The sequence below is a fragment of the Bradyrhizobium sp. AZCC 1577 genome (assembly GCF_036924575.1).
Classification (GTDB): domain Bacteria; phylum Pseudomonadota; class Alphaproteobacteria; order Rhizobiales; family Xanthobacteraceae; genus Bradyrhizobium.
The window spans coordinates 6,393,222-6,407,730 of record NZ_JAZHRQ010000001.1 but is presented as its reverse complement, the minus strand read 5'-3'; the positions used below and the strand labels follow the sequence as shown (position 1 = coordinate 6,407,730).

The following is a 14,509-nucleotide window of genomic DNA, read 5'->3' as shown; positions in this document are numbered from 1 at the left end:
GTATGAGCTGAATTCGGAGTTGAAAGAGCTATGTCCAGTGTGAAGCAAAGCCGTCTTGCCAACAAGGAATGTTCCATGGCGCGCGCCATGGAAATTATCGGCGACCGCTGGTCCATCCTGATCCTGCGCGAGGCCTATTACGGCGTGAAACGCTTCGACGAGTTCGAATACTATGTCGGGATCGCTCCCAATATCTTGAGCGCCCGGCTCAAGAAGTTCGTCGAGGCCGGCGTCATGACGCGGGTGCCGCTCCCCGAACACGCCGGTCGATATGAGTACGTTCTGACCGAGAAGGGACGTGATTTCTTTCCGGCCTATCTCGCGCTGAAGAAATGGGGTGATGACTGGCTGGCGGAGCCGGCCGGGCCGCAGGTCGTGTTCCGCGACCGCGCCGCCGGGCGCCCGATCGAGTATCCGGAATTGCGGACAACGAGCGGCAAGCCGTTGCGGCTTGAGGATGTCGAGATCGTCGCCGGCGCAGGTGCTGTTCCGTTCAATCGCAAGCGATTTGGCGGCGATATCGCCGATCGTGCAGCGGCCGGTGCGAAGGCTCCCGCCTCACGACGAAAGCGCAAGTAGCGCTCGCCTGATCTCGACCCGAATCAGATTCGCGCGGTAGTCCGCCGACGCGTAGCGGTCCGAGAGGCACTCTGTGGCCTCACTCAGCAATTTTGCCGCTTGGTTGATATTGTCCCGCGAAAGCGTCTTGCCGGTCAGGAAATCGGCGGCGTGGTGGTCGGCGAACGCATGATTCGCTGCACCCGTAATGCCGATGGAAATCTCGACGACGACATCGTCCTGCAGCCGCACTCCGACCGCGATTCCCACGACGGCAAAGCCGCTCGCGGGGTGCCGGATCTTTCGGTAGATGAAGCGCGTACCGGGCTTCGGCCGCGGGATATGGATGCTGGCGAGAATTTCGTCCGGTTCCAGGACGGTGGAAAAGATATCGACGAAGAAGTCCCGTGCCGCCACCCTTCTCAGGCCATTCGGGCCTGCGATCTCGACCTCTGCCTGCAACGCCACCACAACCGCCGGCCAGTCAGCCGCGGGATCGGCGTTCGCGAGCGAGCCGCCGATCGTGCCGCGGTTACGTACCTGGGGATCGGCAATGAGGCTGGCCGCCCGGCGAAAAACCGGCAGCTCCTTGTTCAGCGGCTCGGAAGCAAAGAGTTCGGTATGCGTCGTCAGTGCGCCGATCCTGATGCCGGTCTCGCTGATCTCGATTCCCTTGAGCTCGGCGAGGCCTCCAATATCGATCAGGAGCGCGGGCGATGCCAGCCGCAGCTTCAGCGCCGGCAGCAAGGTATGGCCACCGGCCAAAAGCTTCGTTCCGTCGGGATCGTCGCGCAACAGATCGATCGCCTGGGCGAGCGAAGACGCGCGGACATAATCGAATGCTGTGGGGATCATTGGGAGGCTCCCGTGCGTGCCTTTTGTACCGCCGTCCAGATTCGGGGTGGCGTCAGCGGCATGTCGAGATGGGTGATACCGAACGGTGACAAGGCATCGAGCACGGCGTGAACCATGCAGGGTGGGGCGGCGATAGAGCCGCTCTCGCCGATACCCTTGACGCCGATCGGATTGGTCGGCGACGGCGTTTCCTGGAACAGCGATCGGATATTCGGCACATGCTCGGCGCGCGGAACGGCATAGTCGAGCAGCGAGCCGGTCAGAAGTTGCCCATTGTCGGGATCGTAGCTGACCTCTTCATAGAGCGCCTGCGCGATGCCCTGCACGACGCCGCCATGGATCTGGCCGGCCGCGAGGCGAGGGTTGATCAGCGTGCCGACGTCGTCGACGGCGACATAGTCGAGAATGTCGACGATCCCGGTCTCCGGATCGACTTCGACATAAGCGAGGTGGATGCCTGACGGCGAACCCATGCCGGTCGGATCATAAAACACCGTCTCATCCAGGCCCGGTGCGACGTCATCCGGCAGTTTGTGCCCGAGATAAGCCATGCGGGCGACCTTGGAGAAGGTAACCGGCGCAATATCGGTGCCGGGCACGCTGAACGCGCCCGCCGAATAGGAAACATCCTTCTCGTCCACTTCCAGCATGCCTGCTGCAATCTTCTTGGCCTTGGCCACAATGCGCTGCGACGACACGTGCACGCTGGATCCGCCGACAGCCATCGAACGGGAATTGAAGGTGCCGTGGCCGGCCTGCACCTGGCGGGTGTCGCCTTGTACGATGTCGATGTTTTCAATCGGAATCTGAAGCACGTCAGCGGCGATCTGCGACAACGACGTGATGTGGCCTTGACCCTGGCTCATCGAGCCAGAATAGATCGTGGCCCGTCCGCTGGAATCGATGCTGACCCGTGCGCTTTCCCATCCGCCGCGGTCAAATCCGCCTGGGGCCAGCCGACGCGAAGGTGCCATGCCGCACATATGTGTATAGGCGGCGACGCCAATGCCGCGATAGATGCCGCTGCCGCGCAGGGCTTCGCATTCGCTGCGGCGTCCGTCATAGTCGAAAGCCGCGAGCGCCTTGTCGAGAAGTCCCTGATAGTTGCCGCTGTCATACATCACCCCCATGCTGCCGTAGGGCCGATAGGGAAATTCCGCCGGTTGAACGAAATTCTTCCGCCGCACCTCGATCTGGTCGAGTTTGAGATGGCGCGCCACCGCATCGATCGCGCGCTCGGCGATGTAAGCGCCCTCGGGCCGGCCATAGCCGCGATAGGCATCAACCGGTACGGTATTGGTGACGACGACGCGAGAAATGGCTTCGTAATTGTCGATCTTGTAGGTGCCAGTGCCGAAATTGATGGTGTTTACCGTTGGACCGCCGCTCGCCATGTTGGAGAGATAGGCGCCGACATTGCCGAGCGTTGCCACCTTAAGGCCGAGGATGGTGCCATCGTTCTTGAAAGCGATTTCAATGTTCTCGGTATGAGCACGACCATGGCTGGTCGATTGATGACTTTCGGAGCGACTTTCCCACCATTTGACCGGTGCGTCGAGTTCGCGCGCCAGATAGGGGCAGAGCAGGTCCTCCGGATACAGATGCATCTTGGCGCCGAAGCCGCCCCCGATATCAGGTGCAACCACCCGCAATTGATGCTCGGGAATGCCGACCGTCTCGGCGATCCAACGCCGGTGCATGTGGGGGACTTGGCTGCCGATATAGACTGTCAGTGTGCCGTCCGGCTCTGGCGAGGCAACGATCGCGCGCGTTTCCATGCAGGTCGGGATCAGTCGGTTGTTGACGACGCGCAGGCCGATGACCTGATCGGCTTCGCGGGTGGCTTGCTGGTAGTCGCCTCCGCGCACCTTGTAGATCGTGGTGATGTTGCCGGGAACGTTGTCATGGAGTTGCGTCGCGTCTTCACGGATCGCGGCCTCTTCGTCGGTCACCGCGGGCAGCACCTCGTAATCGACCTCGATCAGACCGATCGCGTCGTAGGCTTCGGCCAGCGTTTCCGCCACCACCAGCGCCACGCACTCGCCGACAAAGCGAACGCGATCGGTCGCGAGAACGGGACGGAACGGCACCTTGCTGTCGGGGATGATCCAGTTCGGCACGATCGGGCCCATTTTGCCCTCGAGCACCTTGCCGGACAGGACGAGGCGAACACCCGGTGAGATTTTGGCGGCGGACAGGTCGACGCTTCTGACCTCGGCGTGGGCGTGCGGTGACCGCAGTACCGCCATATGCAGCATACCCGGCAACCTGACATCATCGACGTAGCGGCCCTTGCCGACGAGTAGTTTGAAATCCTCGCGTCGCCTGAGCGGCTGGCCGATATGGCGGGTAGCAGTCGTAACGTTCATGGTTGATCGCCTTTCGATGCCAGGCTTTCGACGGCGCGGACGATGTTGTGATAGCCGGTGCAGCGGCAGATGTTGCCGGCAAGGCCGTGGCGGATGTCTTGCTCGCTCGGATCCGGCTTATCCTTCAATAGCTGGCGGACGCTCATCACCATGCCTGGCGTGCAGAAGCCGCATTGCAGGGCGTGATGCTCGTGGAATGCTGCCTGAACTGGGCTGAGTTCGGCGCCTATATCGGTCACGCCCTCGATCGTCGTGATCGACGCACCGTCTGCCATAACGGCCAGCACGGTGCACGACTTCACCGCTTGTCCGTCGATTTCCACGGTGCAGGCGCCGCACTGTGAAGTATCGCAGCCGACATGCGTGCCGGTGAGGCCAAGGTCCTCCCTGATCAGATGGACCAGCAACCTTCGCGCCTCGACGGCGACGGTCTTGCGCGTGCCGTTGATCTCCAGCGTCACGACGTGACGGTTGTCGGGCTTGGGCATGCCTCCTCCTGATTGCGGCAGGTTTGGCCGTTCCCTTTTTCTTTACTCGTAGTTACTCTAATAATAAGAGTGACTGGCGGCAAGCGATTTTTTTGGAGCCGGAGACGAGTACTTGGATCCCACTGCCGCTCCTATTACTCTGGTAATAAGAGTTGTTTGGAGTCGACGTGGATGCGCTCTAAGAGCTTTGAGGGAATGGCGTGCTCGATTGCCGGCGTGCTCGATGCGGTCGGTGACCGCTGGGCCATTCTGATCCTGCGCGATCTGTCGCTCGGGTTGAGCAAATACGAGGATCTGAGGAAGTCGACTGGCGTTACTCACGCCACTCTGTCCGACCGGCTCAAGCATTTAGAGCAAAACGAACTCATCGAACGGCGGCTGTATCAGAGCGGGCCCGATCGTTACGAGTACCTCCTTACCCGCAAGGGCAGGGAAGTCATCCTGGTCATCCAGGCGCTTGCCCAGGTGGGGGACAAGTGGGCGATCACGGGAAATGCCGGGCCGCCGCTCAAATTCATCAATAAGAACAGTGGCCGTCCGGTGAAGCTCGCACTTGTCGATGATAAGTCGGGCGAATTGGTACGCTTACGGGACGTCCGGCCGCAGGCTGGCCCAGGCGCCGACGACCTAGTGAGGTGGCGCCTGGCCAAGTTCGACCAAGGATGATTTCGGTTTGTCGCTAACCAGCGCCCGGCTTCAGCGCGTACAGGCCAAGAGCAGCCAGCGAAAAGATCGTCAATACGACGCCTAGCGCGAACATGGCTTCATGCGACACAGTGGCGGCCAGCCATACACCGGCCGCGGCGTTCAACATTTGCCAGAAACCGAGCAGTGCTGAAGCTTCTGACGCCACGCGGCTTCAGAGCCAGTCAGCAGACAAGACTAGGCGGCAGTGCCGCTAATCACACGTGAATAGCGCTATCTCGATTTTTTGATCTAGCGCAGCGCGCGGGTTACGGTGACCATATTGGAACTGACCTCCGTCACGAGCCACAAATAAAAGGCCAGGCGAACATCGACATCTGCCCCTTAGGGAAGGACACCAATGGACTATCGCCTCTTGAAGGCTGCGGGTTCGTTACTGGCCGCCAGTCTGCTCGGCGCAGCGACCGCGACCGGCGCGATCGCCCAGAAGGCTTATGACGCTGGCGCAAGCGATACCGAAATCAAAATCGGCAACATCATGCCATACAGCGGACCGGCGTCCGCCTACTCCGTGATCGGCAAGACGTTCTCCGCATATTTCAAAATGGTAAACGAACAGGGCGGCATCAACGGCCGCAAAGTCAACTTCATCAGCTACGACGACGGCTACAGTCCACCGAAAACCGTCGAGCAGACGCGCAAGCTCGTCGAGAACGACGAAGTGCTGCTGCTGTTTGGCATACTCGGAACGCCGGGCAACTCCGCGATCCACAAGTACGTCAACACGAAGAAGATCCCGCACCTCTTCCTCGCGACGGGCGCTTCGAAGTGGGTTGATCCGCAGAACTTTCCCTGGACGATTGCCTTCATTCCCAACTACCAGAACGAAGCCCGCATCTACGCGCAATACATCATGAAGAACCATCCGAACGCGAAGATCGGCATTCTTTATCAGAACGATGACTTCGGCAAAGACTACCTCATCGGCTTGCGCGACGGTCTGGGGGCCAAGGCCTCGATGATCGTATCGGAGGCTCCATTCGAGGTGACCGCGCCGACGGTCGATTCCCAGATCGTTCAGATCAAATCCGCGAATGCCGATGTTCTGCTGACGATCGCAACGCCGAAATTTGCGGCGCAGAGCATCAGGAAGGTCGCCGAGGTGGGATGGAGACCCGTTCACATCGTTAGCAACGTTTCGTCGTCGGTGAACAGCGTGATGAAGCCGGCCGGCTTCGAAAACGCTCTGGGTGTGTTGAGTGCCGTTTATCTCAAAGACGCAAACGATCCGAAGTGGAAGAACGACCCCGGCATGAACGAGTGGTCGGGCTTCATGGACAAGTATTTTCCTGAGGGCGACAAAGGCGACGGCTTCACGGTGTACGGCTACGCCGTCGGAAAGACCATGGTCGAAGTACTCAAAAAGTGCGGCGACAATCTCACCCGCGAGAACGTGCTCAAGCAGGCGACCAGTCTCGATATCGAGGTCGGACAGTTACTTCCCGGCATCCGCCTTAAAAGCAGCCCGACCGACTACAACTTGATCAAACAGCTTCAGATGCAGCGATTCCAGGGTGGCAGCTGGGAACTGTTCGGGCCGCTCCTCAGCTCCGAACGCAGCTGACTCGCTCTTCTGTTCAGAAAAAGAAGACCTATGCACCGCACAGGCCTTCCCTCTGCGGGCTCCTCGACCGGCTCCCTTCAACGCCGCACTCGCACGCTCTTGTTCAAGCGTTACGTCAGATGCGCCTTCAGGGCGGGCCATCCCGAAGGAAGGGGCAGAACAACAGCGTCGGCTACCCGACTCGAAGCTGATCAAGGTCGAATACGACCGCATCTTCCTTCCGAAGGCAGCACGCGTGTCGCTCCAGCCGCTCTGATGGCCGCTTGTTCCCTGTCCCGAGCTAGTCAAGATGCGGCTTCAGCGCGTACAGGCCAAGAGCAGCCAGCGAAAAGATCGTCAACACCGCGCCTAGCGCAAACATTGCTTCATGCGACAGGGTAGCGGCCAACCATACGCCGGCCGCGGCGTTCATCATTTGCCAGAAACCGAGCAGCGCTGAAGCCGCGCCGGCTTTCTCGCCGAACGGAGAGAGCGCCTGCGCGGTGCCGAGCGGACTGACAATGGCCATACCAAAGAGGAACACGCACATCGCGCAGAGAAATGGCAAGAAAGTTGGGCTGAACAGCGAGACGAGCAAGATCGCCACGCTGCCCGTGGCCGTTGTCAACAAACCGGCGCGGATCGAGAGTTCGAGCCCGTAGCGTGATGCAAATTTCGTCGCCATCATGCCGGCAACGAATACGATCAGGACGGTGCCGGCGAAGAACAGACCGAGCTGGATCGGGGTGAATTGAAGTGCTTCGATGAATAAGCGGGGAGCAGCCGAAAACGTCGAGAACAAGCCGCCTATGGTCAGGCTGACGGTTGCTGCGGGGACCGCGAAACGGCGATCGCCGATCAGACTGAGATAGGTTCTGGTGATGGCGACCGGATCGAGCGGAATTCGGATCGAGTTGTGGGTTTCGCCAAGCACGATGCCATGGGCAATGGCACCAATCACCGCAAAAATGGCGACGAGGGCGAACTCGGAGCGCCAACCAAAGATGTGATCGAGCGCGCCGCCAAGCAGCGGTGAGAAGCCAGGAGCGACCGACATCGCAATCATGATGAGCGCCATCGTGCGTGCCAGCGCCGCGCCACTGAACAAGTCGCGGGCGATGGCACGCGATAGTACCGATGTCGCGCAAGCGCCCGAAGCTTGCAAGACGCGGCCGATCAGAAGATTCGGCAGGTCGCTTGCCAAGCCGCACCAGACGCTGCCTGCGAAAAACACCGCAAAGCCGACCAAAACTGGCCAGCGCCTCCCGTAGCGATCTGAAAGCGGTCCGACCAGGAGCTGACCGAATGCGAACGCCGCAAGATAAACGGTGATGGCGGACGTGACTGCCGCGCTTGTGACATTCAACGATGCCGCCATTTGTGGCAGCGACGGTAGCAGGATGTTGGTCGAGAGTGTTCCCATTGACGCCAGAGCGGCAAGTACGGCGATCTGCAAGGCGCCGGAAACGGGGGCGCGTGGCGGTGCAGTCGCGACCGCTTCGCTCTGGTCGGCCATGAGAACTTTCGTCACGTTGAGCTTCCAGCTTCTGGGTGCGCTACAAGACGTCGGGCGACACCACTCGTGCCGCTCGCCGAGTATGTTCCGCCTGGTCGCCCTCAGCGGACGAGGCGCTCGACCGCGACGGCGGTGGCCTCACCACCGCCGATGCAGAGCGCCGCCACGCCGCGCTTCAGATTTTGCGCTTCGAGCGCGTGCAGCAGCGTCACGATGAGGCGCGCGCCGGTGGCGCCGATCGGGTGGCCGAGCGCGCAGGCGCCGCCGTTCATGTTGAGCTTTTCGCGGGGAATGCCGAGATCCTTCTGCGCGGCCATTGCCACCACCGCAAAGGCTTCGTTGATCTCGAACAGGTCGACGTCCGCGACGCTCCAGCCGACCTTGTCGAGCAGCTTCCGGATCGCCGGGATCGGCGCGGTGGTGAACCATTGCGGCTCCTGGCTATGGGTGGCGTGGCCCTTGATTTCGGCGAGCACCGGCAGGCCGTCGCGATCGGCGAGCGAGCGCTTGGCCAGAACCAGCGCGGCGGCGCCGTCGGCATTCGCGGAAGAGGCGGCCGGCGTGATGGTGCCGTTACCGCGGAACGCGGGCTTCAATCCGGGAATCTTGGCCGGATCCACCTTGAGCGGATGCTCGTCATTGGCGATGACGCGCGGACCCGCCTTCTCGGACAATGTGATCGGCGCGATCTCGGCCCTGAACGCGCCGCCCTCGACCGCCTTGCGGGCGCGGGTCAAGGTCTCCATCGCGTAGGCATCCTGGTCGTTGCGGGTGAACTGATAGGCCTCCGCGGTAGCCTCGCCGAAGTCGCCCATCGAGCGGCCGGTTTCGTAGGCGTCTTCCAGCCCGTCCATCAGCATGTGATCGATGATCCGGTTGTGCCCGGCGCGATAGCCGCCGCGCGCCTTGGCGAGCAGATAGGGGGCGTTGCTCATGCTCTCCATGCCGCCGGATATCACGATGCTGGCGGAGCCCGCATGAATGATGTCGTGAGCCAGCATAGTGGCCTTCATGCCGGAACCGCAGACCTTGTTGATAGTGGTGGCGCCGGTGGCGTCAGGCAGTTTGGCGCCGCGTGCGGCCTGGCGCGCCGGCGCCTGACCCTGTCCGGCCGGCAGCACGTTGCCCATGAACACCTCATCGATCCGCTCCGGCGCAAGGTTCGCTCTCTCCAATGCGGCGCCGATCACATGCGAACCCAGCCTGTGAGCGCTGAAGGGGGACAGTTCGCCCATGAACCGGCCGAGCGGCGTGCGGGCGGCGGAAAGGATGACGACGGGATCGTTGGCAGCGGCCATGACGGGTTCTCCTGTTTGGTCGCGACTATTGTATGACGATAATCATCTATGGGACTGGAATGCAATGCAATGGTGATGGTTCCACCCAAGAAGGCGCCTTCCCGAGCTACAGCCAGCCTGAACTAACGCCAGTAAATTCCATTTTAGAATTGACAATTTTGGAAATTAATCGTTTGGTTGCGAATGAGAAATCTCCCCGAGGCAAGCGGTATCGCTACCGCTCAACTTGGACTTAGGCCAGCTGCAACGCAGCTGGCCCTTTTCATGAGAACGACAGAGCAGCGTATTGACAGTAAGCTGTTTCCGTCGGGAGAGATTGGGCTTGCGTAATTTTGTAAGTTCTAAAAATGTACTTTAATCTTGTTGGGTTGAGTGGTAAGTGAAGGTAAGCTCTCGCGATCAGATGGAGAGAAAGATTATGAGTGTTGCTGATTTCATCCGCAGCGAAGTGAATGCCAACGATGTTCTCCTATTCATGAAAGGCACGCCGGCCGCGCCGGCTTGCGGATTCTCGGCGCAGGTGGTCCGAATACTCGACCATCTCGGCGTACCCTTCAAAGCGCACGACATTTACGAGTCCGAAGAACTGCGGCAAGGCATCAAGGATTACTCGGATTGGCCGACCATCCCGCAGCTGTACGTGCGCGGCGAATTCGTGGGCGGCTGTGACATCGTGACGGAGATGTTCCGGTCAGGGGAATTGCAGCAGCTTCTTCTGAAACAGCCGGAAGCTATGCAATCCTGAGCGGCCGCTGTCGCCGCCACATCGAAATCCCCGCTGCCATCTGCTCGCTGTAGATGATGAAGGGAGCTTGCATGGCTACAATCGATTTGTATTTCGATTTCCGCCGTCCCTACTCGTATCTCGCATCATTGGATACGAAATGCGCGGCGAGATGAAATGATAGATATCCAGGTTGGCGATCATCCTTCGGCAGCCCAGTCTTGCTTGTGACTGACGGGATCTAAACATGGTGCGTGATAGAGAGTGCGATCTGGTTGTGTTTGGCGCCAGCGGCTTCACCGGGCAGCTCGTGGCCGAGTATGTCGCCACGAAATACGGAAACAAAATCAAATGGGGAATGGCGGGCCGCGATCTCGACAAGCTCGCGGCCGTCCGCGACAGGGTGGGCGCGCCCGACAATATCTTGCTGATCAAGGCTGACTCAGACGATCGAACTTCCTTGCAGGCGTTGGTCCGGACGACGCGCGCCGTCATTTCGACAGTGGGTCCGTTCCAGCTTTACGGATCGGAACTGGTGGCGGCGTGCGCTCGTGCGGGTACGGACTATCTCGACTTGAGCGGCGAGACGGTCTGGATGAGGAACATGATCGACGCCCATGAGAACGACGCCCGATCGAGTGGGGCGCGCATCGTTTTCTCGTGCGGCTTCGATTCTGTGCCATTCGAGCTTGGTGTGTTCTTCCTGCAGAGCGCCGCGAAGAAAGCATGGGGTGAGGCGGCCGAGCACGTGAAAGGCCGTGTCCGCGTAATGAAAGGCACCTTCTCGGGCGGAACTGCGGCCAGTTCGCGGGCGACGATGGCCGCGGCGACGAGCAATCCGCAGGTGCTCGCCCAGCTCAAGGACCCGTTCTTGCTGACGCCCAGTTTCGCCGGCCCAAAGCAGCCGCATGGAATGAAGATTGAGTTCGACGAGGATCTCGGCGCCTGGGTGGCCCCCTTCATCATGTCGCCGATCAACACGCGCAACATCCATCGATCCAACGCGCTGATGGGGCATCCCTATGGGACCGGCTTCGTTTACGACGAGATGATCGTAGCAGGGCCCGGCAAGCAGGGCGAGGTTACGGCCGCCAGGATTTTGGAAGAAAACAGATCGTTTGGCGATGAAAGCAGTCCGAAGCCGGGCGAGGGGCCATCCAGGGCCGAGCGCGAGGCCGGTTCTTACGACATCCTGTTCATCGGGCGCAGCAAGGACCACGGCAGGATTTCCGTCGCGGTTCGCGGCGACAAGGACCCCGGCTATGCATCGACGTCGAAGATGATCACGGAATGCGCGATCTGTCTCTTGCAGGACGCGACTGACGTTGCTGCCGGCATTTGGACGCCTGGTGCGGCGATGGGCGAGAAGCTGATATCCCGGCTTGTTCGGAACGCCGGGCTCACCTTCAAAGTCGAGGGCTGAAACAGCTCGAGTTGCGGGTGATTTTTTAGCCAGAGAATGAAGCGTATGCCGGCCGGCGGAATCGGGGGTCTCATGGAATGTGGTCTGACGCTGCTGCTCGCTGCCGAACTCCTTCCCGATCTGAACGCCGATGAAGTAAAAGAAGGTCAGCTCCTCGCGCTGACGTTGGGGCTGCCTTGTGCAGTCGTCCTGCAAGTTGTTCTTTGGCTTGCGCTGTGACGCGTCGCCGGAAGTCCTCAATCGAGCAGCTTGATGCAGGCCAGGCTAAAGATGCCGATAAACAGGGAGGCAAGAGCAGACAGGAGGGCAGGGCGAAAGCCTCTTCTTCGCAGTTTCGTCAAGTCGGTATGCATTCCCATTGCGGCAAGCGCGACCGTCAGCAGGAAGGTCGTCAGCCACATTAGATTCGATTTCAGTCCCACGGGGATGGTGACGATGCTGTTGATGCAGGTAGCGGCGATGAAGCCGAGGACAAACCAGGGTACCCCAGGCGCGCGCCTTGACGCTTCTGCCGCTTCTTGGCCCGTCCCGCCACGCGCATCTCTTCGGGACAGCAGATCGATCGCAAGCACCAGCGGGGCGAGCATCATGACGCGCGACAGTTTTGCGATCGTGCCCATCTCGCCCGCGACCTGCCCGTGTTGAAACGACGCTGCAACTACCTGGGCAATTTCGTGAACGGAAGAGCCGGTCCAAAGTCCGAACTCGCCGGCATTCAGATGCAGAAGCCCGGGCAGAAACGGAAAAAGGAACATGGCGATGGTCCCGAAGATGGTGACGCATGCAACAGCATAGGTCACGTCCTCTTCCTTTCCGCCCACAACAGCGTTCGCTGCGACCACCGCCGAGGCGCCGCACACAGAGGTTCCGGCGGCTATGAGCTTCGCGAGTTTTTCCTCCACGCGCAAGAATCGCGCAGCGTGCACCGTGAAGACGAAGGTGGACGCCAGCGCTGCGGCCAGAATGACCACACCCATCGCACCCAACGTCGCGACCTCGGCAAAGGTGAGCTGAAGGCCGAGCAGGACGATGGCGAGCCGGAGTAATCGTCGCTGGCTGAACAGAATGCCGTCGTTCATCCAGCCCGGCTGACCCGCGACATTGGTGAGGGTCATCCCGATCAGCATTGCCAGCATCATCGGACTGATGACGGACAGGAGCGGTAAGGTTCGCAAGAAGCCAGCCAGGACTGCAATCAGGGAGGCGGCAATCAAGCCTGGCGCCAGAACGGCGATGCGATCGGCCCATAACTTGATGGCCGAAGATTTGATCGCCGGCTTCGCGCGGCTTCCCCAAATCATTCGTGCGCCTTGTGTCCAGCAAAAGCGGCCCCTGGGTGTCCCGCAAGAGCGGCCCCTGGTTTGGATGCAAGACGAAAATGTTGGAGAATCGGGGCCACCCGCCAGGATAGCGTGGCGGCCCAGTTGGCTTGGCTTGGGGCAGGTCGAGGATCCGATGATCCGGGCAACCTCACCACTTCTCCGCGTAGGGGCGAAGCTCGTAGTTGAAAGACCATGCCGACCGCGGTTGATGCGCGATGTGCCAGATTTCATCGGCAATCGTTGCCGGCTGAGCAAAAAACTCTTCCGGCTTGTCATGAAACATCTTGCGAGCCCATGGCACGTTGATGACTGCGTCGATCATCAGAAAGGCGACATGGACGCCCTTTGGGCCTAGATGTCGCGCCATCGATTCGGCAAGGATGCGTTCCGCTGCCTTCGTCGGCGCGAACGCGGCGTAGCTCTCGACTCCGCGATAGGCCGAGGTATTGCCTGTCGCGACGATGGCACCTTTTTGCGCCTTGATCATCGCAGGAGCGACCGCTTTGGCAAGATAAAGCAGCCCCATCGCGTTGACTTTGAAGTTCGTCTCAAGAGCCGCGGGATCCACTTCCAGGAAATTTCCAAACGTTCCGCCCACAGCATTGTGGATGGCGATCTCGGGCGCGCCGTGATCGCGAGTGATTTTGGCGACGGTTTCGCTGACCTGGTCCTCCTGCGTGACATCGCAGATATGGGCGGAGGCGTCCGGCAGCTCAGCTTGCAGCTTCGGAATGCGCTTCTCCGAGCGCGCCAGGAGAGCGACATGGTAGTCGCCGCGAGAGAAGCGGCGTGCGAGTGCGCTGCCCGTGCCGGGACCAACGCCGGTAATAATACAAACTGGCTTTGTCATGATCATGCCTGCGCCTTTGCTGCCGCTTCAACGAATGGGAGCCGATCGTTCCCGAAATAAATTTCCGTTCCAATCCGAAACGTAGGCGTACCGAACAGGCCGGCTTCGTCGGCTGCCTTGTTGCGGGCCTTGAGTTCATCGAAAATATCTTGCCGAGCCATCAGCTCAATGATGTCGTCCGCAGGAAGCTCGTTCTTCTTCAAAAAATCCTTGAGGATTTCGACGTCGCCAAGATCGAGCACCTGAGCGTAGAGGCCAGTGAACACCTTCGATACGAAATCGGCACCCACCCCGAGCTTGATCGCGGCGATGGCCCCGCGAAGCAGGAAGTTGAGGTCTATGTGCCGGAAGTTCTGGTTGGGCTCCCAACCGACGCCGTATTTTTTGACCCAACGTTGCAGATCGCTCTTCGCGTATTTCCTCTTCGACTTGCACTCGATCGTCGTCGGGGTGTTGCCGGTTGCCTTCATCAAATCCAACACGTTTATCGGCATGTAGACGATGGTGGCCTGCGTGTCTGCCGCCAGCTTCTTGAGCTGCGTCTGTGCGAGGTAGCTGTAGGGGCTACCGAAGTCGAAATAGAATTCAATCTGCCTAGTCATCTTTGGTCCTTTTTCGCTTTCCGATCGCTCGCGATCGCTCGATATCGTGTCGAAAGGCTTCCGAGCTGCGCTTTTACTTTCTTGTATCTAATTGGTTTCCAATACAAAAATCGGCTTCCCTCTTGACTCATAAGAAAGTTATTGACTGGTAAGTAAGTTAAATGTAGATGACTATCAATGTCAACTGATAGCCGCGTCGAACAAGACTTCGCTGGGCCATGAGCATGAGTATTTCAGCCGGATTGTCAGGGGTTGG

15 protein-coding genes are annotated in these 14,509 nt (G+C 59.9%); 6 read left to right on the top strand and 9 right to left on the bottom strand.

Annotated features, from left to right (window positions below):
* The first annotated feature begins 75 nt into the window (after positions 1-75).
* Entirely contained in the window at positions 76-579 is a 504-nt protein-coding gene (locus V1278_RS30255) for a winged helix-turn-helix transcriptional regulator (RefSeq protein ID WP_334383257.1), read from the top strand.
* On the opposite strand, the gene V1278_RS30250 is transcribed toward V1278_RS30255, so the two are convergent.
* From V1278_RS30250 to V1278_RS30240, 3 genes are read right to left on the bottom strand one after another with little or no spacing between them, the layout of a single operon-like run.
* Positions 559-1,413, bottom strand: coding sequence for an FAD binding domain-containing protein (locus V1278_RS30250; protein ID WP_334383256.1), 855 nt, complete (start codon positions 1,411-1,413; stop codon positions 559-561). The two genes, V1278_RS30255 and V1278_RS30250, sit on opposite strands and share 21 nt — an antisense overlap.
* Positions 1,410-3,782 (bottom strand): xanthine dehydrogenase family protein molybdopterin-binding subunit, encoded by a 2,373-nt coding sequence (locus V1278_RS30245; RefSeq protein ID WP_334383254.1) that lies wholly within the window; start codon positions 3,780-3,782, stop codon positions 1,410-1,412. The genes V1278_RS30250 and V1278_RS30245 overlap by 4 nt, the downstream gene beginning before the upstream one ends.
* Entirely contained in the window at positions 3,779-4,270 is a 492-nt protein-coding gene (locus V1278_RS30240; protein ID WP_334383253.1) for a (2Fe-2S)-binding protein, read from the bottom strand. Before V1278_RS30240 ends, V1278_RS30245 begins: the two co-directional genes overlap by 4 nt.
* Positions 4,271-4,441: 171 nt before the next feature.
* On the opposite strand from V1278_RS30240, the gene V1278_RS30235 reads away from it, so the two are divergent.
* Complete coding sequence (locus V1278_RS30235; RefSeq protein ID WP_334383251.1) at positions 4,442-4,936, top strand: winged helix-turn-helix transcriptional regulator; 495 nt, start codon at positions 4,442-4,444, stop codon at positions 4,934-4,936.
* Positions 4,937-4,949: 13 nt separating this feature from the next.
* Here the strand turns inward: V1278_RS30235 and V1278_RS30230 are convergent, their stop codons facing one another.
* Entirely contained in the window at positions 4,950-5,123 is a 174-nt protein-coding gene (locus tag V1278_RS30230; RefSeq protein WP_334383249.1) for a hypothetical protein, read from the bottom strand.
* A 192-nt stretch (positions 5,124-5,315) separates the two neighbouring features.
* Between V1278_RS30230 and V1278_RS30225 the strand changes: the two genes are divergently transcribed.
* Positions 5,316-6,539: an ABC transporter substrate-binding protein gene (locus V1278_RS30225; RefSeq protein ID WP_334383248.1), complete on the top strand. Its 1,224-nt coding sequence runs from the start codon at positions 5,316-5,318 to the stop codon at positions 6,537-6,539.
* Positions 6,540-6,819: 280 nt separating this feature from the next.
* Here the strand turns inward: V1278_RS30225 and V1278_RS30220 are convergent, their stop codons facing one another.
* Positions 6,820-8,049, bottom strand: a complete 1,230-nt coding sequence (locus tag V1278_RS30220; RefSeq protein WP_334383247.1) for a multidrug effflux MFS transporter — start codon at positions 8,047-8,049, stop codon at positions 6,820-6,822.
* A gap of 86 nt (positions 8,050-8,135) precedes the next feature.
* Positions 8,136-9,332: an acetyl-CoA C-acyltransferase gene (locus V1278_RS30215; RefSeq protein ID WP_334383246.1), complete on the bottom strand. Its 1,197-nt coding sequence runs from the start codon at positions 9,330-9,332 to the stop codon at positions 8,136-8,138.
* Positions 9,333-9,750: 418 nt separating this feature from the next.
* On the opposite strand from V1278_RS30215, the gene grxD reads away from it, so the two are divergent.
* From grxD to V1278_RS30200, 3 genes are all read left to right on the top strand, one after another.
* Positions 9,751-10,077 (top strand): Grx4 family monothiol glutaredoxin, encoded by a 327-nt coding sequence (gene grxD, locus V1278_RS30210; protein WP_334383245.1) that lies wholly within the window; start codon positions 9,751-9,753, stop codon positions 10,075-10,077.
* A gap of 226 nt (positions 10,078-10,303) precedes the next feature.
* The gene (locus V1278_RS30205) at positions 10,304-11,479 is read left to right on the top strand and encodes a saccharopine dehydrogenase family protein (protein WP_442893715.1); all 1,176 of its coding nucleotides are present in this window, start codon (positions 10,304-10,306) and stop codon (positions 11,477-11,479) included.
* Between the two features lie 72 nt (positions 11,480-11,551).
* A complete protein-coding gene (locus V1278_RS30200; protein ID WP_334383243.1) occupies positions 11,552-11,698 on the top strand; it encodes a hypothetical protein in 147 nt (48 codons plus the stop codon).
* 17 nt (positions 11,699-11,715) lie between these two features.
* Here the strand turns inward: V1278_RS30200 and V1278_RS30195 are convergent, their stop codons facing one another.
* The 3 genes from V1278_RS30195 to V1278_RS30185 all read right to left on the bottom strand — a co-directional run bounded on the left by V1278_RS30195 (position 11,716) and on the right by V1278_RS30185 (position 14,253).
* Positions 11,716-12,693 (bottom strand): YeiH family protein, encoded by a 978-nt coding sequence (locus V1278_RS30195; protein ID WP_334383242.1) that lies wholly within the window; start codon positions 12,691-12,693, stop codon positions 11,716-11,718.
* A gap of 256 nt (positions 12,694-12,949) precedes the next feature.
* Positions 12,950-13,651, bottom strand: a complete 702-nt coding sequence (locus V1278_RS30190; RefSeq protein ID WP_334383241.1) for an SDR family NAD(P)-dependent oxidoreductase — start codon at positions 13,649-13,651, stop codon at positions 12,950-12,952.
* 2 nt (positions 13,652-13,653) lie between these two features.
* The gene (locus V1278_RS30185) at positions 13,654-14,253 is read right to left on the bottom strand and encodes a 2-hydroxychromene-2-carboxylate isomerase (RefSeq protein ID WP_334383240.1); all 600 of its coding nucleotides are present in this window, start codon (positions 14,251-14,253) and stop codon (positions 13,654-13,656) included.
* Between the last annotated feature and the right edge of the window lie 256 nt (positions 14,254-14,509).

Bases quoted from the DNA above. Each gene is read 5' to 3' on its own strand.
- V1278_RS30225 (WP_334383248.1), top strand. From the start codon at position 5,316: ATGGACTATCGCCTCTTGAAGGCTGCGGGTTCGTTACTGGCCGCCAGT.
- V1278_RS30235 (WP_334383251.1), top strand. From the start codon at position 4,442: ATGCGCTCTAAGAGCTTTGAGGGAATGGCGTGCTCGATTGCCGGCGTG.
- V1278_RS30255 (WP_334383257.1), top strand. From the start codon at position 76: ATGGCGCGCGCCATGGAAATTATCGGCGACCGCTGGTCCATCCTGATC.
- V1278_RS30250 (WP_334383256.1), bottom strand. From the start codon at position 1,413: ATGATCCCCACAGCATTCGATTATGTCCGCGCGTCTTCGCTCGCCCAG.
- V1278_RS30240 (WP_334383253.1), bottom strand. From the start codon at position 4,270: ATGCCCAAGCCCGACAACCGTCACGTCGTGACGCTGGAGATCAACGGC.
- V1278_RS30185 (WP_334383240.1), bottom strand. From the start codon at position 14,253: ATGACTAGGCAGATTGAATTCTATTTCGACTTCGGTAGCCCCTACAGC.
- V1278_RS30200 (WP_334383243.1), top strand. From the start codon at position 11,552: ATGGAATGTGGTCTGACGCTGCTGCTCGCTGCCGAACTCCTTCCCGAT.
- grxD (WP_334383245.1), top strand. From the start codon at position 9,751: ATGAGTGTTGCTGATTTCATCCGCAGCGAAGTGAATGCCAACGATGTT.
- V1278_RS30190 (WP_334383241.1), bottom strand. From the start codon at position 13,651: ATGACAAAGCCAGTTTGTATTATTACCGGCGTTGGTCCCGGCACGGGC.
- V1278_RS30215 (WP_334383246.1), bottom strand. From the start codon at position 9,332: ATGGCCGCTGCCAACGATCCCGTCGTCATCCTTTCCGCCGCCCGCACG.
- V1278_RS30205 (WP_442893715.1), top strand. From the start codon at position 10,304: ATGGTGCGTGATAGAGAGTGCGATCTGGTTGTGTTTGGCGCCAGCGGC.
- V1278_RS30245 (WP_334383254.1), bottom strand. From the start codon at position 3,782: ATGAACGTTACGACTGCTACCCGCCATATCGGCCAGCCGCTCAGGCGA.